Here is a 19,966-nt window from a genome sequence, read left to right on the forward strand (position 1 = left end):
TTCCGGTCTTGAATCCGGCGAACGTGCGTTCTATAATCAGAGTAGCACGTGTGTGAACATGTTAAGAGCCTGGGCCGTTTGCAATCAGTGTTCAACGAAAGACAGTAAGATAGCTGAAGACCTGGGAGGTACATGAGAAGCTTGGATCACAGGAGCACATCGTTGTGGAAATAGAAGCATTTCCATAAAGTTTCGGGGCTGCCATGATATAATAATTTTTAATTACCTAGTCTTTCTAGTATTTCTAATTTTGCTAGTATTGTTAATCTGCTAGTATTGCCAATCTAGAAAGGCTGGTTCGCATTTAGTTTGGAAATCACCGGTTAGGGATGGATACAAGTGAAAAATAACGAAAGAGGACCCATTGAATTTACGGAAATCGACCTGGGCGGAGATGTTGGTGAAGGATTGCGCATTCCCGCCCGGGACCCTGCCGCCATCACTTCGTCTAAACCCATAACGTTCAGTATGGAGAGCCGGGAACAGGCCTTTGCAGAAGAAGCGATCGGGAGAGCGGATGAGGTTGGCGATCCGGCCCCTTATGTTCCTTTTATGAGCTATTGGCCGACTTATCAACAAATGTCCGAAGCTCAGCGAAAATGGTATTTTTACTGGAGAAGCGAAGTACGGCAGGGGCGTTATTCTCATACGGATCTGTCCTATGTCTTCATATACATTTATGAGTTGATTCAACAAGTCGGCTGGTCCGATCCCGAGGAAGGATACAGGCTGCTGGATGAGATTTGGACGGCTTACCGGGACAAGTTCACCCGGCTGGATCATTATTTAAAGGAATGGATTGCCGATTTTGTGCTGATTCACAAGCTCGATATTCCGCTGATTCGCATAACGCAAAAGGCAGGCAGCTTGCTGTCCCATGAGTTGATGGATTTGGAGCTCGTGCGTTTGTTCCAGGAAAAACCGCTGCAGATTCCGATGGAATTGCTGCTTATCTTAAGCGATTACGATGTGCAGGGCAGCAGGTTTTACCTGGAAATCGGCCAAGGGGATATGGAGCATCACGTTCCGCGGATCGTATCGCTGGCTGCCGGGTATTTGCGCGAAAAGGAACACGAAACATGGATGGAATTGTTCAACCCGGACATACCGCCAAAAACGACCGAAAGGTATTTGTTCCACAGAGCGGTGTACGATGCCCGTTTATACGGGCGTTTACTTCCGGTCACCACCGTTCCTATACGGAATCATGCTCCGCTGCGGAGCTGGGTGACGCAGATGATCCGTTACACGGAAAATAAACTGCGGGAGCTGCGCGGATTCAAGGGGCGTCTGAGAGGTGTCGGGATCGACCCCTCGATAGAGCGCCTCGCGGACCTTTATTTGAAACGGGAGCTGAGCGGCCCGAAGGAGGACAGACCGGCGATTGTGATCGATTCGGACAAGCTCGCTTCTCTGCAAAAGGACACCGAATATGTCCGGGGCATGCTTACCGTTGAAGCATTGGACATGTCGGAAGAGAAGGACCGGACGGAGGAGATCCTTCCGCTAGAGTCGAGAGCAGCCGATGCAGATCCACCTGTAAAGGAACCGGCAACCGTATCGGAAGATGGCTTCCGCTCTGAAGAGATGAAGGCATCCGTACTGGCTGCTGGCCTCATCGCTGAAGAGGGGGCGGCTCCCGTACCGGCCGCTGATCTCAAGTCCGAGTTCCAAGCGGAAGATAATCTGGCATGCACTGATTCAGTGCTTGTAGAATCCGCCTTAACAACAAATGGCAACTCGGTAGCGTGGGACACCTCCGGGCTGGATGCGGAATGGACCCATTTTGCAGAAATGCTGTCATCGTATCAGCTGGAAGCGCTGCTGGCTTTGGCAGGATCGTCCCCGGATACGGACTTGATCCAGGTGGCTGACCGTTACGGGACGATGCCGGGCCTCATCATCGATGAAATCAATGACGCGGCCATGGAAACGATTGGCGACCTGGTCATTGACGGAGACCGAATCGCCGAAGAATATATGGATTGCTTTGAGAACTTGAAAGGATGAACCGAATGAATGAAGTGAAAATACCGAAAAGGCTGACCACTGCGCTCATGAATTCGCTGACGGCAGGCGTCGTGCCCCGCGTTGGGCTGGAGCATGTCGCTGTGGGACGCCGGGCGGAAGTGGACGCGATTTTAAGGGATATGGATAACATCGCCGAAGGGGGAGCGGGCTTCAAATTTATTACCGGCCGTTACGGCAGCGGAAAAAGCTTCCTGCTTCAGACTTTCCGCAATTATGCGATGGACCGCGACTTTGTCGTGGCGGACGCCGATTTGTCTCCGGAACGGCGGCTCGTTGGAACGAAAGGCCAGGGATTGGCCACGTACCGCGAGCTGATGACCCATCTGTCTACCCGTACACGGCCGGACGGGGGAGCTTTGGAAGCGATTCTGCAGAAGTGGATCGCCGGCCTGCAGCAGTCCGCGATGCAGGAGAAGGGGCTTCGTCCGAATGACGCCGCACTGAATGAAGAGGTGGAGCAGCGGATTTTCACGGTGACTTCACAGATGCAGAGCTTGGTGCATGGGTTCGATTTTGCCAAGGTGCTGTCAGTCTACTGGAACGGCTATAAGCTGGGTGACGACGACCGCAAGCAGGCGGCGCTTCGCTGGCTTCGCGGGGAAATCCCTACCAAGACGGAGGCGCGCCGTGAGCTTGAGGTCGGCGTGATCATCGATGACGACAATTGGTACGATTATATGAAGCTGTGGGCGGAATTCACGGCGAAGATCGGATATAAAGGACTGCTGTTATTTATCGACGAAGCGGTCAATTTGTACAAAATTACGAACAGCGTTTCCCGGCAGAGCAACTACGAGAAAATGCTGACGATGTTTAATGATACGATGCAGGGGAAGGCGGAGCATCTCGGCATCTTTATCGGGGGAACGCCGCAATTTGTGGAAGATGAGCGCAGGGGGCTCTTCAGCTATGAAGCGCTGCGCTCCCGACTGATCGAAGGCAGGTATGCGGGAAGCGGCTTCGCCAATTACTCCGGACCCATTATTAAGCTGGAGATGCTGTCGAGCGAAGAAATTTTCATCCTGCTGGAAAAGCTGACGCGGATTCATGCCATGCATTATGGATATGAGCCTGCAATAGGCAGCGGCGAAATCATTACTTTCATGGAAAATGCGGCCGGGCGGCTCGGAGCGGATCAGCTGCTAACCCCGCGCGAAGTGATTCGGGATTATATGGATTTGCTTCATACCCTTCATCAGAATCCGGGTATCACCTTTGATCAGCTGGTCGGCGAGCGCAGCGTGAAACCGGCGGATGCCGACCCTGACGAAGTCAGCGACTTTTTGGCGGAGTTCGAACTATGAGCGGTAACCCGTTTTACAAGCTGGCTCCTTTTATTCAAGAATATATTTACAAAAAAAGGTGGGAGACGCTTCGGCCGGCCCAGGTGGAAGCCCTGAACATTTGCTTCGATACGCGGAATCATCTGCTGATCGCGGCGGGAACGGCTTCCGGCAAGACGGAAGCCGCCTTCTTTCCGGCCATGTCCGAACTGCACGAGCGGCCCGCGAAGTCTGTGGGGATTTTGTACATTGGACCGCTCAAGGCGCTCATTAACGACCAGTTTGAGCGGATGAAGGACCTGCTGATCGAATCGCGGATCCCGGTATGGCATTGGCACGGTGACGTATCTCAGGCGGAGAAAACAAAACTGATGCGAAATCCTTCGGGCATTCTGCAAATTACTCCCGAGTCGCTGGAAGGGCTGCTGATGAACCGGCCGAATGCGATCCCGGCGCTATTTCAGGACCTCAGATACATCATTATTGATGAGGTCCATGCGTTTATGGGCGCAGACCGGGGTATTCAGGTGCTGAGCCAGATCACTAGGTTAGAGCGGATGGCGGGCTGCCATCCTAGACGAGTGGGCTTGTCCGCCACTTTGAGCGACTACGATTCCGCGACCGCCTGGCTCGGTGCGGGGAGTCCCGAGCAAGTATCCGTGGTCACATCGCCGGGCGGCCGCAAGCTGCGCCTTCGGGTCGACCATTTCTCGTTTCCCGATGCGCGCGACGAGGAGCAGGCAGAGCAGCTGCAAAACGCACGCAAAGCGTATTACGAGTATATTTACGAGACGACGCACCTGAAGAAGGCGCTGATTTTTACGAACAGCCGGTCCGATGCCGAGCTGACGACGCTGGAAATGCGCAGAGTTGCGGCGAGGCGCAGCCAGCCGGACGTATTTTATGTGCATCACGGCAGCATCTCGGCCATGCTGCGGGAAGAAGCCGAAAACGCGCTGAAAATCGGGCCGGGACCGGCCGTGGCGGCGGCAACGCTGACGCTGGAGCTGGGCATCGATTTGGGAGAGCTGGAGCGGGTGGTGCAGCTCGGCGCACCGTACAGCGCATCCAGCTTCGTCCAACGGCTTGGCCGGTCCGGACGCAGGGGCGATTCCGCTTCCGAAATGATGTTTGTCGTACAGGAGGAAGAAGATGAGGATGCGCCGCTCCCGGCCAGAATGCCTTGGACTTTGCTCCGTGCCATCGCGGTCATTGAACTCTATGTGCGCTATAAATGGGTGGAACCTCATGACATCCGGCGGATGCCTGTCGGGACGTTGTACCACCAGACGATGAGCATGCTGAAAAGCATGGGGGAATCCGAACCATCTGAATTGGCGCGTGCGGTCCTTACGCTTCCTTCATTCACACATGTGACGCCTGATGAGTTCAAAGTTTTTCTGAGCTATCTCATTCAAACCGATCACATCCAGTGGACCGAAGAACAGACCCTGATCATCGGGCTCACGGGTGAGAAGATCGTGAACAACTACCGTTTCTATGCGGTATTCAAGGATGATGAGGAACATGTCGTGTACAACGGCTCCGAGGAAATCGGCTCCATCACGACGGTTCCGCCGCCCGGCTATTGCTTCTCGTTGGCCGGTAAGCTGTGGAAAGTGGTGGAGGTGGACACCAAGCACAAAGCGGTCTACGTCAAGGCAGCTAAAGGCAAGGTGGACACGCTGTGGCTTGGTTCCGGTGGCGACGTCCATACGAAAGTGATGCGGAAAATGAGAGAAGTGCTTGCCGATTCCGCGATTTATCCGTACTTGTCGCCTCAGGCGGTGAATCGTCTGGAACGTGCCCGCCGCCTCGCGAGGGAAAGCGGCCTGCTCCGCGACATCGTCATTCCGGCCGGCGGCGATTCGCTCTTTGTGCTGCCATGGGTCGGCAGCAAGCAGTTCCGCACGCTGGAGCGGATGCTGAAGCATCATCTGGCGGATCGCCTCTCCCTGAGATCCATCGTGCCGATGGAGCCTTACTACATGAACGTGGCCGGCAACAGCGATGCCGGCACGCTGATCCAGGCGATCGCGGCGGAATGCGCCCGGTGCGGAGAAGAACAGCTCCTCGCACCGGAAGAAGCCCCGTACCTCGGCAAGTACGATGAATTTGTGGCTCCGGATCTGGTTCGCCGCGCTTTTGTCGTCGACGGGCTTGACCTCAAGGGACTGAGAGAAGGAATATTGGAGGACCACCACTCGGAGATATCTTCCTAATGGATTCGAACGGGGGACTTGAAATGTCAGCTAACCAGGAAAGCCATTCTTTTCGTCGTCCGGAGGCCGCCCATCAAATCCCGATAGGGATCATCGGGTCCAAACGACTGGTTGAACAGATCCTGCGCGTGATCGAGACGTTTCCGTCTTTTGAAGCGGTTCCCCGGGTGTTTGAGGATACGGCGGATGCGGCTGTGCTGGCAGAAGGGTTAGCCGAGGAGACGGAGGTGCTGCTCCTGTCCGACCCGTTGTCGCACAGGAAGATCAAAGAGAACCCACGGATAACCGTACCTGCTCACTACGTACCGTTAACCGATGCGAGCCTCTATAAAGCGCTGTTCACGGCGCATCAGCGGGGACTGCTTGACCGGGGAATCTCGGTGGATACGCTCACTGAAACGATGGTACGCAGAGCCTGCAGGGACATAGGGATGACCGATGAGCGATGGAGCGTGTATGACGGGCCGGTATATGCGTCTCCGGATAAGCTGATCGCATTCCATCAAGCCAGCTTTGAATCCGGCGGCTGCTCTATTGTCTTTACAGGACAGCATGCCGTGGCTCAGCGCTTGGAGGAAATGGGCATCCCCTCCGAATGGCTGCTTCCCTCCGATCAAGATATCGTCGTCGCGCTCGAGAGGGCGCTTCTATCGACGGAGACACGGCGCAGCAAGGAGTCACAAATCGTCGTCGGGATGATCAACGTCGACCATTTCGAACGCGTCGCTATGCAGCGGAGCAATGAGCATGAGGTCCAGAAACTAAAGCTGGACATCCATCGCATGGTGCTCGACTATGTGGAATCGCTGGACGGATTTCTGACCCATCCGGGCGGAGACGAATACCTTTTCTTTACAACCCGGGGCATCTTTGAGCGCGAAAGCGGCGGATACAAGACGATCCCGTTGGCCAAGGATGTCAATACGACGCACGGCGTTTCGCTAAGCATCGGGATCGGCTTCGGCCGCTCGGCCAGCCTGGCCGGCACCCACGCCCGAACAGCGATGCGCAAGGCGAAGGAAGCAGGAGGCAATGCCTGCTTTATCGTCCGGGAAGATGAGACGCTGATCGGACCGCTGGAGATGGCCGACCCGGTGCGGGAAGTGCTTTCTTTCACCGATGCAGAGCTGATGAAAAATGCGGAGGATGCCGGAATGACCAGCGCTTATTTGAGCCGGCTGCTTCACAACCGGGCTAAATACGGCCAGACCGATTATAAGGTCCATGAGCTGGCATCGCTGCTCGGCATTACGGTGCGGAGCGCGCATCGCCTGCTGCTGCAGTGGATCGACCAGGGACTGGTAGAGATTGCCGGCATGGAGAAGGTGCCGCGCGGGCGTCCGCGGCAAATTTTCAGGTTTTCATGTTTGGACAAGTCTTCGTCTTAAGCGGTAAGTCGTAATTAGCTTTGAGCACTTAGACATGGAGTATTCAAGGAACGAAATGAGAAGGTTATCCCATCGCTGATACCCACGAAACTCTACAAGGCCGTTTCCGGTGATACTATACAGTGGGCACCAGCTGAGATTATGGTCCTTTGCGGTCAATCTATAGTGTGATCAACGAAAATTCAACACCCTTCGTGTTAAGTCTATAGTGGGATCGCTAAATTCCAAGCGCTTCGCGGTACAGGCTTTAGTGATATGAGCAGCTAAATATTCAGAACCCTAGCGGTACAGGCAATGAACCTGTACCGCTTTTTTTGCGCCAAAATCCTGCTAATTTAAAGACGATTAAAAGATTTGTCTTTATATAGGCCGAGTCTTTATGATGAAGTGGAAAACGATTGAATGGGAGGATGAACAAGGATGAAAAGTGTAGCCGAATTGGAAGCGCGGATGGCCCAGCCGTCCGAAGCGCTCATTGCCGACCTCATGTCCGTCGACGGGGATTTTCTCGTGCTAGGCGTTGGTGGCAAAATGGGTCCGAGTCTGGCCAGACTGGCCGCGAATGCGATACGTATGGGGGGCATGAACAAGAAGGTCATCGGGGTATCGCGCTTCTCGAATGAAGAGACTCGCAAGGAATTAGAGGATGCCGGGGTGACCACGATTTCGTGCGATTTGCTGAATGAGCAGGAATTCCAACGGCTGCCCGACGTGCCGAACGTCATTTTTATGGCCGGACATAAATTCGGAACGACGGGAAAGGAGTATTTTACATGGGCAATGAACAGCTATTTGCCCGGCAGGGTCGCCGAGAAATACCGCGATTCCAGGATCGTTGTGTTTTCATCCGGCAACGTGTACCCCTTCACCCAGGTCGCGAGCGGCGGAGCCAGCGAGCATACGGCGCCGGAGCCGGTCGGGGAGTATGCGCAGTCCTGCCTCGGCAGGGAGCGGATCTTCGAGTATTTCTCGCATCAAAACGGCACGCCGATGGCGATTTACCGGCTGAACTATGCGATCGACATGCGGTACGGCGTGCTGTTAGAGCTGGCGAAGTCCGTCAACGAAGGAAGGCCGGTCGATGTGACGATGGGCTACGCCAATGTCATTTGGCAGGGGGATGCGAACGAAATGGCGCTGCGCTGCCTGACCCAGTGTACGAACCCGCCGCAGATCATCAACGTGACGGGCCCGGAAACGATGTCGATCCGCTGGGCGGCGGAAGAGTTGGCGCGCCGTTTAGGCAAAGAAGTGGTATTTACCGGGACGGAAGCGGATAATGCGCTGCTCAGCAACGCGTCGAAGTCCCATCAGCTGTTCGGCTATCCGCGGGTAACCCTTTTACAAATGATCGACTGGGTCGCGGACTGGGTCCAGCAGGGCGGCACGACCTGGAGTAAACCTACGCATTTTCAGGAACGAAAGGGGAAGTTTTGATATGAATAAGCCGGAGCACGTGTTAACCGCAGAGCAGATCGCAGCACTGCATGAAGGGCTGGTCATCCCTGCCCACCCGCTGGCACTGGATGAAAACCGGAAGCTGGATGAGCGGCATCAGCGGGCATTGACGCGTTACTATATGGCATCGGGCGCCGGGGGAATCGCCGTAGGCGTTCATTCCACCCAGTTTGAAATCCGGGACCCCGGCGTGGATTTGTTCGAGCCTGTCCTGCGGCTGGCGGCCGAGGAGGTCCAGAGCGCACAGCTGCAGCGCCCCTTCATTTTGGTGGCTGGCATCTGCGGCCCAACAGACCAAGCGCTCAAGGAAGCGGAAATCGCCCGAAATCTCGGCTACGATGCGGGTCTGCTCAGCATGGGTGGACTTATGGGCCTGAGTGAGGGAGAGCTGCTGCAGCGCACACGGGAAGTGGCTCAAAGGATACCCGTCATCGGATTTTATCTTCAGCCTTCCGTGGGCGGGCGAATCTTCAGCTTCGAATTCTGGCGGGAATTCGCCGAGATCCCGAACGTCATCGCGATAAAGATGGCACCGTTCAACCGGTATCAGACCCTCGACGTTGCCCGGGCCGTCTGTTATTCCAGCCGCCGCGACGAAATTGCCCTCTACACGGGCAATGACGATAACATTATCAATGATCTTCTCACGACATACCGGTTCCGAGTAGACGGTGAACTGGTGGAGAAAAAGGTTGTCGGCGGATTGCTCGGGCACTGGGCAGTTTGGACGCAAAAAGCCGTAGAGCTGCTGGAGGAAATCAAGCGGGTTCGCAGCGGAGGCACCCTCCCCGAAGAATGGCTCAGCCGGAATGTGGAGGTGACCGACGCCAACGCGGCGTTTTTCGATCCGGCCCACCATTTCGCCGGCTGCATCCCGGGCATTCACGAAGTGCTGCGCAGGCAGGGATTAATGCGAGGGATCTGGTGCCTGAATCCAGAGGAGACGCTTTCTCCAGGGCAAGAGGGAGAGATCGACCGGATTTACCGGGATTATCCCCATCTACACGACGACGATTTTGTCCGTGAGCATCTGAAGATGTGGCTGGAAGCCAAATCCAATCAAGCGTAGAAAATGATAAAAACCTGACATCCCGAAAGCGGAGAATTTGATATATTTCTACCGATTTAGCATTTTCCACACCGCTCAAAAGCTTGATGCAGCAGCATTTTTAGCCATTTCGGTGCTCATGGTTCGGTAAATTCCAAGCTCAAGGAAATCACGCTGTTTACCGCAAGTGGAAGCGTTTTTATGATGGGATTACCGGTGAATCATGAACACCGAAATTCATCACTCTCCCAGGATGAGCCCCAAAACATGAAGGAGGAAAGGGTATGGCAAAAAAGTGGATCAGTATGGTTGCGGCAGTCACGATGCTCATCTTCGTACTCAGCGCTTGCAGCGGTGGAAGCAAAACTTCCAATGAAGGAGCAGCACCGGCAGCGGAACCTGCACCAACGGGAGGCGCCGGAGCCGGAAGCAGCACCGAGCAGTATGGCGATACGGGCGGATTAAAGCTGCCGCTGGTCGATAAGCCGACGACGATTAAATTTATGTTATCGAGCAACTCGGCCAAAATCGGCGACGACAAGCTGATCGTCCAGGAATTGGAGAAGCGTACGGGGATCAAGGTCGAGTTTCAAACTTATTCCCCGCAAACGTACCAGGACAAATTAAAGGTTGTGGTGGCTTCCGGCAAACTTCCGGACATCTTCATCGGGCTGAAGCCGGCGGAGCTGAAAAAAATCGGCCAGCAAAAAGGCGTGGTCGCGATCAATGAATATGCCGACATGCTGCCGAACTTCTCCAAATTGTATTTGCAGGAAAACAATTGGGTCGTTAAATCGTTTGGCGACGAGAACGGCAATATTTACACCTGGCCGATTTATGACCTCAACCGGGAAGTGAATCACGGCTTCCTGTACCGCAAAGACATTTTTGACAAGAACGGCATCAAGGAATGGACGAATACGGAAGAATTTTACCAGGCGCTGAAGAAGCTCAAAGAGGTTTACCCGGATTCTTATCCGTATGCTTCCAAAGGTCTGGCCAATATCTTCAGAGACTGGTCCTTCGGCTGGGGCATTGGCAATGGAGACAACTATCCGGCGTATTACGACGAAAAGGACGGAACGTGGAAATATGCGACGGTTCAGCCGGAGCACAAGGATATGCTTGATTTTATGAAAAAGCTGTACAACGAAGGGCTGATGGACCCCGAGTTCCTGACGGATACTCAGGATTCCTGGACGACGAAGATGACGACCGACAAATCGTTTGTCACCTGGGATTGGATCGGCAGACTCGACTTGTTCTACAACCAGGTAAAGGATAAAAATCCGGAATACGACTTGAGATACGCAAACCCGATTGGGCCTACAGGAAACGTCAGAACCCTGCCGAAGGTTTCCGATTTCAGTATTGCGGTCGCCAACAACAAGAACAAGGAAGTGGCGCTGAAATTGCTGGATTACCTCACCAGTCCTTCGGGCGGTGAACTGATGACTGTCGGCGTGGAAGGGGTCAACTTCGAATGGGGGCAGGACGGCCGCCCGGTATATCCTGAGCTCAAAGATCTCCCGCTCGTCGACATCGGCGTACTGGAAGACCGCTACGGCATGTGGCTGGAAGGAGCTTACCTCAGACCGGATAAGCGCAGCGTGTACTATAAGTTCTCCGAAAAAGAGCAGGAAGCCCAGGATAAAATCATGAAGGAAGACAAGAGAGAGCCGATGGATCCGATCCTGAACTTTACGGACGACGAAATTTCGACGCTTGCGGAGCTGCAAACGTCGCTCCAGAAAGCGTCCGAGGAATTCAACGCCAAATACATTTTGGATAAATCTTATGGCGACGCGCAGTTCGAAAATTTCAAGAAGCAAATCGCCAAGCAGGGCTTGGACGATCTGATCAAGATTTATAACGATGCCCAAAAACGTTATGACGCGGCGAAATAAATCAATGAGGATTTGAAGACCTATGAAGAAACCGAACAAGGGACGTTTGACCGGAACGCTAAAGCATATCCGGCGGGACCGTGAACTGCTGCTGCTCTTTATTCCGTGTATCCTCTTTTATATCATTTTCCGTTACGGTCCCCTGTATGGCTTGATTATCGCCTTTAAGGATTACAGCGTATTTACCGGCGTAATGGGCAGCGACTGGGTCGGACTGAAGCATTTTATCAAATTTTTCAGCAATCAGGATTTCTGGATGCTTTTCCGAAATACACTGCTGCTTGGATTTTACACGCTGATCTTCGGCTTTCCGTTTCCAATTATGCTGGCGATCCTTCTGAACGAAGTCCGGACCAAGTGGTTCAAGAAATCGGTGCAGACGCTCAGTTACCTGCCGGCGTTTCTGTCGGTCGTTATTATCAGCAGCATGATCATTGACTTCCTGTCGCCGACGAACGGGCTGCTCAATCAACTGCTGGCCGCGTTCGGCTTTGAGAAGAAGTACTTCCTCGTCGATCCCGGCTGGTTCCGTCCGGTTTACGTTATTTCAGAGATCTGGGGCACAATTGGCTACGAGTCGATCATCTACCTGGCCGCGATCGCGGGAATCAATCCGACGCTGTATGAAGCGGCCCGCGTTGACGGCGCATCCCGGTTTCATATGATCCGGCACATCACGATTCCCGGGCTCATGCCGACAATGCTCATTATGTTTATCCTGAAAACAGGCTCGATGATCCGAATCGGCTACGAGAAGGTGCTGCTGCTGTACAATCCGATGACCTACAACGTGGCCGACGTGTTCTCGACGTACGTATACCGGAAGGGGCTGCTCGAATCCAATTACAGCTATGCCGCCGCGGTCGGCATGTTTGAAGCGCTGGTGGCCATGACGATGCTCCTTGGCGCGAACTCGATCAGCCGGAAGATCGGAGGGAAAGGGCTATGGTAGGAGAACGCAAAACATCGATTTTCGGCATCGTCAACGCCCTGATCCTGGCCTGCATCGCGATTGCGACGCTCTATCCGGTGCTCTACATCACGGTCATTTCGTTCAGCGACACGGCTTCGGTCATTCAGGGCAAAGTGTTCCTGTTTCCAAAAGGCTTTAATCTTGATGCCTATAAAGAAGTGCTGAGCAACAACACGATCCCCAGGGCTTATCTGAATTCCATCTACTATACGGCTTTGGGTACCTTCATCAATCTGTTGTTTACGGCGGTGGCCGCGTATCCGCTGTCGCAGCCCAATTTCTTCGGGCGGAGGGTGTTCATGCTGGGGATCATTGTCACGATGTTCCTGAATCCCGGCATTATCCCCACGTACATCGTCGTTCAGAAGCTGGGTCTGACGGATACGGTCTGGTCGCTCGTGCTGCCGAATGCGATCTGGACGATGGAGCTGATCATTTTGAAGAGCTTTTATGAAAACATGTCGTCGCAGATCCGGGAGGCGGCGCTCATCGACGGCGCATCGGAGACGCGGATTCTGTTCCGTATCGTCATCCCGCTCTCCAAGCCGGCGCTGGCATCCATCGGCCTGTTCTTTTTCATGGGCCACTGGAACAGCTTCTTCCTTCCGCTCATTTATTTGAACGACAAGGAGATGTATCCGCTTCAGGTCGTCTTGCGCGACATGCTCATTTTCAACAGCGAAAACGATGCCGGACTCGTGGACCGGGCGGCCCTCGCGCCGCAGGCGGTCAAGAACGCCACAATCGTGCTGTCAATGATTCCGGTGCTGCTGATCTATCCTTTTGCGCAAAAGTATTTTGCCAAAGGGGTCATGTTAGGTTCCGAGAAGGGTTAAGCGGACGGATGTGGAATAGTTGTCATCATGAGAGGTGACGCCAATGAATCGGCTGCTTGCGAACCGGGGACTACTGCAAATCTTCTGCTCTCTGCTGTTAGTCATCATGATCATGTCGGCATCAAGCTATGTCGTTTACAAAAAATCCATTTCCGGCATCTATGACAAAGTCACGCAAAACAATCGGCTCGTCGTTAAAAATATCATCCAGGCGTTCGACAGCGGCTTTACGACGGTCAATAATCTGATTTTTACGATCCATGGACTGCCCTTTGATCCTGTCAAATCCGGCGACGGCGGCCGCATGGACATGGCACAGGTCTATAATCTGCAGGATAATTTGGCGTCGCTGATTTCTTCCGTCGATTATATCGAAGACGTCATCGTTTTTTACGATAACCAGGATCTGGCCATTACGGCCAATGGAACGAGCGACATGAAGCTGCTCTTCCAGAACAAGTACAGGCACGACACGTACAATGCCTCGTATTGGCGCAGCTTTTCCAAATCCAAACGTCCGTTTACGGTATTTCCCGCTGCCGATTATATGATGCAAACGGAAGGCTCCAAACCGCAAAGCAGGCAGCTGATCGCCGTCATGGACGGCAACAAATACAAGCTGTCGGATAAGAACGTGATTATTCTGATCAATGCGGAAAAGCTGCTGCAGCATGTGAACATGTCCTCCATGATCCCAGGATCGTCGATGATCGTGCTGGACGGCGACCGGAAAATCGTGCTCAGCACGGAAAAAAATTGGGACCTGGTGGAAGTGCTGAACGACGTCTATTTTAACCAGTCTCAGGAAGACTCGCTGACCCGCGGTGACTTCGAGTATCATGTGTACCAGTCGGATTATAACGATTTCATTTACATTGATAAAATGCCTTATCAATTCCAGAATATCGATACGGTGGCCAGCGGCAGCCGGTTCATTATGGTTATCGCCATTGTCAGCGCGGTGCTGCTGTCGGGGCTGCTCAGCGTCTATCTGTACCTGCCGGTAAAAGGCATTCTTCAGCTGTTCGGAGAGGGCCGCGTAAAAGGTAACGACTTCCGGAAAATCCACAGCGGCATTGTCAAAGTCCAGCGCGAAAATGAAACGCTCAAGCAGCGGATGGAGAGAGCTGAGGTCGATATGTGCAGGAACGCCTTCTTGCAAGTGCTGGAAAAACGCGAGCGCTCAAGCGACATCGAGCGGGAGGTCCTGAAATACGAGCCGTATTTCTTTCGGGACCGCTGCTTCGTGATGGCATCCCTAGATATAAGGCTTTCCAAGAAGGGGGATCGTTCCCATGCGTCTATAGAACCCCGGCACATCATCGATGTGCTTCGCAAGGGCCTTGGCAGTATGGCGGGGACTGGTTATACGGCGGTGTTTCACAAGCGGGAAATGAGTTTTCTTGTCCTGCTGGGCATACCGGAGGGCGGAGACCGGCAGACGGTGATGTCCTACTGGGCTGCCTTAATTCAGGAAGCGAGCCAGGATGTGCTCTCTGGATATGCGCTCCGCTCCTATGTCAGTAAGTTCTATGAGGCTCATGTCCCGAATCTCCATTCCGCTTACCAGGATATCATGAACGGAATGCTCTACCGGAGCGTACAGGACGAAGCGCAGTCTGTTATCGATATTGAAGCTGTGCAGTATGTGGGTGACGTTTATTTTCCTCTGGAAAAAATGGATCATTTGGCCCGCTGCCTGACGGCCGGATTGACCGGGGAGAGCATTCAAATCGCGAAGGACATTATTCAAGAGAATGCACGCCGGAACATTCATCATTACCATCTGGCCCATGTGGTCAAAAGCATGTTCCTCTATCTGATCAAGCCGGCCAGAGCAACGGCCGAAGGCGACCAGGAGCTGATGCAGCTGGAGTCCCGGTTCATCCAGCGAGTAGAGCAGGCTTATGATCACGGCGAAATGACGGAGGCGCTCCTTGAAGTAGTGGAGCGGGTTGCCGGCAGCCGCGGCGGCGAGCCGAAGAGCAAGCTGAATCCGGCTTTCATCTCACAGTACATCGAACTTCATTATATGAACAATCTGTACCTCGACCATATGGCGGAGGTGCTGGACACGAGCCCGAAATACTTTTCGAATTATTTCAAGAAAACGTTCGGGATCAACTACGTCGAATACCTGAACAAGGTACGGCTGGCGCATGCCCGTGAATTTCTGAAGAACTCCGATTACAACATATCGGAAATCGGGGAAAAGACGGGGTACATGAATGCGTCAACCTTTACCACCACGTTCAAAAAATACTACGGCATCTCCCCCAGCGAATACCGGAAAATGGCGGGGGAGGGGTAGAAGGAGCGAACGATCATCATGAAAGCCGTTGCGGCTTTACAAGGAAGCATTGTAATCACGGATACGGAAGACCTGCCCTTGGAGAAGGGGCATGTCCGGATCCGGACCGTGTATTCTGCCATTAGTCCCGGCACGGAGCTGTCTTTTCTAAAAAAGGGAGGAGATCAGCCGTCCCTGCTCGGGTACAGCGCGGCCGGCATCGTTGAGGAAATCGGCGAAGGCGTGACCGGCCTGCTGCCAGGACAAAGGGTGGCCTGCTATGGAGCTCCTTACGTCCGGCATGCGGAACGGCTCACGGTTCCGTCCAATTTGGTGGCCGCGGTACCGGATCACGTGCTGCTGGAGGAAGCTGCTTTCGCGGGCCTTGGAGCGATTGCGATTCATGCTCTGCGAACGGCAGATCTTCGGTTCGGGGAGTCGGCGGTGGTTGTGGGCCTCGGCATTTTGGGCCAGATTATTGCCCAGATCGCCTCGGCAGCGGCATTCCGCGTCGCAGCGCTCGATTTGAACGCGCAGCGTGTGGAGATGCTGCAGGAGCAAGGAGTCCGTCATGCGTATACCCGGCATGAAGAGCTCGAGGAGCAGCTGCTGTTACTCACGGGAGGCCATGGGGCGGACAGCGTCGTCCTGTGCGCAGGAGGGCCCGGTGAGGAACTGATCAACCGGTCGCTCAACTGGATCCGCGACCGCGGCAATATCGTGGTCGTCGGCGACTTGACCACCACGTTTTCCCGTGGGCAGATGTTCGGCAAGGAGGCGCAGGTGCTTATCTCCCGGGCCGGCGGACCCGGCAGATATGACAGCGGATACGAGAAGGATAACCGGGATTATCCGATCGGTTATGTGCGGTGGACCGAGGGCAGAAATGTTGCGGAATACGTCCGCCTGCTAGCGGAAGGCCGGATATCGATATTGCCGCTCGTATCGCACCGTTACCGGCTCGATGAAGCGGAAGCGGCTTACGCCAACTATGTGAATCCTGCGGATTGTCTGGGAACGATTCTCGAATACGAATCCTGAAGGAGGATGTGTGAATGCGGAAGTCATGGTTTACGCTATTGGCATGTTTTGTACTGTTAACAGGCTGGACGGGATTGGGAGGCAGCGACACAGCAAAGGCGGAAGACAGCCGTCTGTCGCAGAAAGTGTACGGCAGTCCGGAGGAGCTGCTGCCGCCGCTGAACTACACCGTTTCGATTTTTAACGGGACCGTTGGCTATGAAGAGGGACGGCCGGTCATGTATACCGTGTCTAAAGGGAAGCCGGGCCAGCTGAATGTCATTGACCTGGAGGATTACAAGCTGCTGCGCAGCATTCCGATCCCGCCATCGGAGAGCTCATGGGCGCATACGGTTGCACCCGACGGCACGCTATACGTCGCAGCGGACGGCAGCGGGGCCAGGTTGTGGAAATACTCCCCGGTGACCCATACCGTGGAGCAAGCCGCCGCCTTTGCTGGCGAATCGTGGCCGATCTGCATCACAACGGATGAGGCGGGCCGGGTATACGTCGGTACTTATCCTGGAGGCAAGGTGATTCAATACGATCCAGCCACCGGCCAAACGAAGGACTATGGCCGCGTGATCGGTAACATCGCCCAGGAATATGTCCGCTCCATTGCGTATCAGGGCGGTAACATTTATGCGGGAACGGCGCATCATCAAATCGTCCGCGTTAACCTGGAGACAGGCGAGAAGACGGACATTGCTGCATCCCTTAATGTTCCGGAAGGTGACGATACGGTATACGATTTAGATACGATCGACAACCGTTATCTGTTCGCCCGCTATACGGACGGAAGCGGGGTGCCGGGTCCGGCATACATTTACGATACGCAAACCGGTTCCTGGCTGGATACGGTGCTGGACAACGTGACCGGACTGCATGAGACCGATTCCCTGGACGGCAAAATTTATTTTATGTCCGACAAGAAATTAAAGACATTTGATCTAGCCACGAATGAAGTCAGCGAGACGGGAATGGAGTACAACAGCGGATTTCGGGGAGCCGATTGGGTGGAGTTCCCGAACAACCCCGAGCTTCCTGGAAAAAATCTGGTTACCGTCCGCTATGACGGCGGAGTGGCGATTCTGAACATCGAGACGAAGCAGGTTCATCTGCTGCCTCCCGTCGTCCCGGGCTTGCCGGGCGTGGTGAACCGGATCCAATCCACTCCGGACGGGAATCTGTTCGTCACCGGAGTACAGACGAGCAGAGGCTCGATTATTGATCCGAATACCCTGACTTCCTCGGCATTCTCCATAGGTCAGGCGGACAGCGTGTATCCGCTCGGCGATAAAATGTTTATGGGCGTCTATCCTGAAGGAGCGTTGTTCGAATACGACATGACCCAGCCGCCGGGAACCGAGAATCCGAAGAAGACGTTCGTCCTGGAGAATGGACAGGAACGCCTGGTGAATATGACATCGGGGGGCGGCAAGCTCTATATAGCGACCATCCCGGGATACGGTACGCTTGGCGGATCGGTTACGGTGTATGACCCCGCCACCGGGGAAAGCCGCGTTCACCGCAACGTCGTGCAGGATCAAAGCGTGCTGAGCCTTGCCTATAAAGACGGCAAATTGTTCGGATCGACGACGATTCGCGGGGGATTGGGCTCGGAGCCAGCTGCGGATGAAGCAAAAATATTCGTATGGGACACCCAGACCGAGCAGAAGATCACGGAATTCCCGCTGCGGATCGCCGGACTGGATAAACCGGTCTTCATCGGGGATTTGAGCGTAGGTCCGGACGGACTGATATGGGGCGCGGCGTATGAATATGTGTTTGCGCTGGATCCAAATACGTATCAGGTCGTAAAGAGCAAAAAGGTGCAGTCTGGCGTCAGCTACACGCAGTGGGCTCATCATATGATTCGCTGGTCGGAAGATGGCCTTATGTACGTCTTGTTCAACAACAAATTGACGGTGATCGATCCGCAAACGCTGGAATCGCGCACGATCACCAATGCCGCCCGGTTTGAGCTGGGCAAGGACGGCAACATTTACTTTACGGACAATGCCACGAATACGATCATGTACCGGATCGAGGTCGACGGGGAGATCGTCGAGCAGCCTCCTGGCATTCCGCTTCCGGTCAAGAATCCAGGGTTTGAGGATGCCGTGAGCGGCACAGCGATCCCCGGGTGGACGTCTTTGTTTGCGGCCAGTTCCGATTTAAGCTACGCGGTCAACACGGACCGGAGCTCCTCCGGCAATGCCAGCCTGAAACTGACGGATAATACCCGTACGGGATCCGTCGCCTTGCAGAGCGATAAGATCACCGTTGAGCCGGGCAAAAAATACACATCCAAAGTCCAAGTGTATATCGAGTCGGGACAGCCGGGGACGATGCTGCGCTTCTTTGACAGCAGCAACCAAACGCTGGCTACGCAGGAGATTCATCTCGACGAGAGCCGGCTGGCCCAGTGGCAGACCGTGACGCTGAACGGAACGGCTCCCGACAATGCTGCCTACGCCCGCTTGATCGCAGTAGTCAGCCGCTACAACATGGCGTCGGCATATTATGACGACTTCTCCCTGTCCGTAGAAGGGACGCCGGAACCGGCGGATCAGGTAGCACCGGTGTCTACGGCCGAGGTATCGCCCACTGCAGGTGAGAACGGCTGGCTGAACCGTGACGCATCCGTGCGAATCCAGGCAGAGGACGAGGGCAGCGGCGTGGCCGCTGTAACCTATGCGGCCAGCGGAGCGGGTTCGCTTGAACCGGTTCGAGTGGAAGGAGCATCCGCATCCTTCAACGTTACTGCCGAAGGAGTCACCAAGGTGACCTATTCGGCTGAGGACCGGGCCGGCAACAAGGAGGCCGCGCGGGAGCTCACGGTCAAGATCGATAAAACGGCGCCGGAAATCGTGTTTACCGGGGAAACCGCCTATACCGTCGATCAAAATGTATCCATCCAGTGCGCGGCGTCCGACAGCTTATCAGGTATCGCATCGGAACCGTGCAGCGGGGCAGACCGCCCCGCGTATGAGCTGGAGCCGGGCACAAACGTGATTATGGCTTCGGCTAAAGATGCCGCAGGTAATGAAAGCACGAAGGAGATTTCATTCGAGGTTACGGCAACGTATGACAGTCTGGGCACGCTTGCGCGTTCGTTCCTGCCTGTGGATGCCGACTTTGCCGAGTCGCTGAACGCGAAGCTGCTGGCAGCGAAGGTTTCGGCCGGGCGCGGCAATGCCCAGGCGGCACAGGGACAGCTATCCGCGTTCGAGCAGGAAGTCACCGCTCAAAGCGGTAAGAAGCTGACAGAGGAACAGGCAGCGGTGCTGCTGAAATGGGTGAAAACGCTGAAATAGACGGTTATCGAAAAGAATAGTCGTGTTAAGCGACGTCAAATGAGGAGCCTGTGAGCAAGCGCAGGCTCCTTTTCCTTTTCCGAACGTGTCTGCACGTTTTCACCCGTCGACGTTTCAAGCCGTTTGCAAGAATCAGCAACTTTCTCTTACGAATGAGCGTTTAACATGTAGTTCGATCCGGATCGAAAAC

At 54.4% G+C, this 19,966-nt stretch carries 12 protein-coding genes; all 12 read left to right on the forward strand.

Going from position 1 to position 19,966, the window contains the following annotated elements; translation table 11 throughout:
- Positions 1 to 339: 339 nt before the first annotated feature.
- The 12 genes from CJP46_RS05110 to CJP46_RS05165 all read left to right on the forward strand — a co-directional run bounded on the left by CJP46_RS05110 (position 340) and on the right by CJP46_RS05165 (position 19,776).
- Positions 340 to 2,010, forward strand: a complete 1,671-nt coding sequence (locus CJP46_RS05110; protein WP_094594487.1) for a TerB N-terminal domain-containing protein — start codon at positions 340 to 342, stop codon at positions 2,008 to 2,010.
- A gap of 5 nt (positions 2,011 to 2,015) precedes the next feature.
- Positions 2,016 to 3,335, forward strand: coding sequence for an ATP-binding protein (locus CJP46_RS05115; protein WP_094594488.1), 1,320 nt, complete (start codon positions 2,016 to 2,018; stop codon positions 3,333 to 3,335).
- Positions 3,332 to 5,536: a DEAD/DEAH box helicase gene (locus tag CJP46_RS05120; RefSeq protein ID WP_094594489.1), complete on the forward strand. Its 2,205-nt coding sequence runs from the start codon at positions 3,332 to 3,334 to the stop codon at positions 5,534 to 5,536. Before CJP46_RS05115 ends, CJP46_RS05120 begins: the two co-directional genes overlap by 4 nt.
- A gap of 23 nt (positions 5,537 to 5,559) precedes the next feature.
- Positions 5,560 to 6,924, forward strand: coding sequence for a helix-turn-helix domain-containing protein (locus CJP46_RS05125; protein WP_094595076.1), 1,365 nt, complete (start codon positions 5,560 to 5,562; stop codon positions 6,922 to 6,924).
- Between the two features lie 420 nt (positions 6,925 to 7,344).
- On the forward strand, positions 7,345 to 8,361 hold the full coding sequence (locus tag CJP46_RS05130; RefSeq protein WP_094594490.1) for an NAD-dependent epimerase/dehydratase family protein: 1,017 nt from the start codon (positions 7,345 to 7,347) through the stop codon (positions 8,359 to 8,361).
- Between the two features lies 1 nt (position 8,362).
- Positions 8,363 to 9,451 (forward strand): dihydrodipicolinate synthase family protein, encoded by a 1,089-nt coding sequence (locus CJP46_RS05135; RefSeq protein WP_094594491.1) that lies wholly within the window; start codon positions 8,363 to 8,365, stop codon positions 9,449 to 9,451.
- A 263-nt stretch (positions 9,452 to 9,714) separates the two neighbouring features.
- Positions 9,715 to 11,337 (forward strand): extracellular solute-binding protein, encoded by a 1,623-nt coding sequence (locus CJP46_RS05140; RefSeq protein ID WP_094594492.1) that lies wholly within the window; start codon positions 9,715 to 9,717, stop codon positions 11,335 to 11,337.
- A gap of 22 nt (positions 11,338 to 11,359) precedes the next feature.
- Positions 11,360 to 12,289, forward strand: a complete 930-nt coding sequence (locus tag CJP46_RS05145) for an ABC transporter permease (protein WP_094594493.1) — start codon at positions 11,360 to 11,362, stop codon at positions 12,287 to 12,289.
- Positions 12,283 to 13,146 (forward strand): carbohydrate ABC transporter permease, encoded by an 864-nt coding sequence (locus tag CJP46_RS05150; RefSeq protein WP_094594494.1) that lies wholly within the window; start codon positions 12,283 to 12,285, stop codon positions 13,144 to 13,146. Before CJP46_RS05145 ends, CJP46_RS05150 begins: the two co-directional genes overlap by 7 nt.
- A 43-nt stretch (positions 13,147 to 13,189) precedes the next feature.
- The gene (locus tag CJP46_RS05155) at positions 13,190 to 15,457 is read left to right on the forward strand and encodes a helix-turn-helix transcriptional regulator (protein WP_094594495.1); all 2,268 of its coding nucleotides are present in this window, start codon (positions 13,190 to 13,192) and stop codon (positions 15,455 to 15,457) included.
- Between the two features lie 18 nt (positions 15,458 to 15,475).
- The gene (locus tag CJP46_RS05160) at positions 15,476 to 16,477 is read left to right on the forward strand and encodes a zinc-dependent alcohol dehydrogenase (protein WP_094594496.1); all 1,002 of its coding nucleotides are present in this window, start codon (positions 15,476 to 15,478) and stop codon (positions 16,475 to 16,477) included.
- 14 nt (positions 16,478 to 16,491) lie between these two features.
- A complete protein-coding gene (locus CJP46_RS05165; RefSeq protein ID WP_094594497.1) occupies positions 16,492 to 19,776 on the forward strand; it encodes an OmpL47-type beta-barrel domain-containing protein in 3,285 nt (1,094 codons plus the stop codon).
- The last annotated feature ends 190 nt before the right edge of the window (positions 19,777 to 19,966 follow it).

Source organism: Paenibacillus sp. XY044, assembly GCF_002257645.1.
In the GTDB taxonomy this organism is placed as follows: domain Bacteria; phylum Bacillota; class Bacilli; order Paenibacillales; family Paenibacillaceae; genus Paenibacillus_AQ.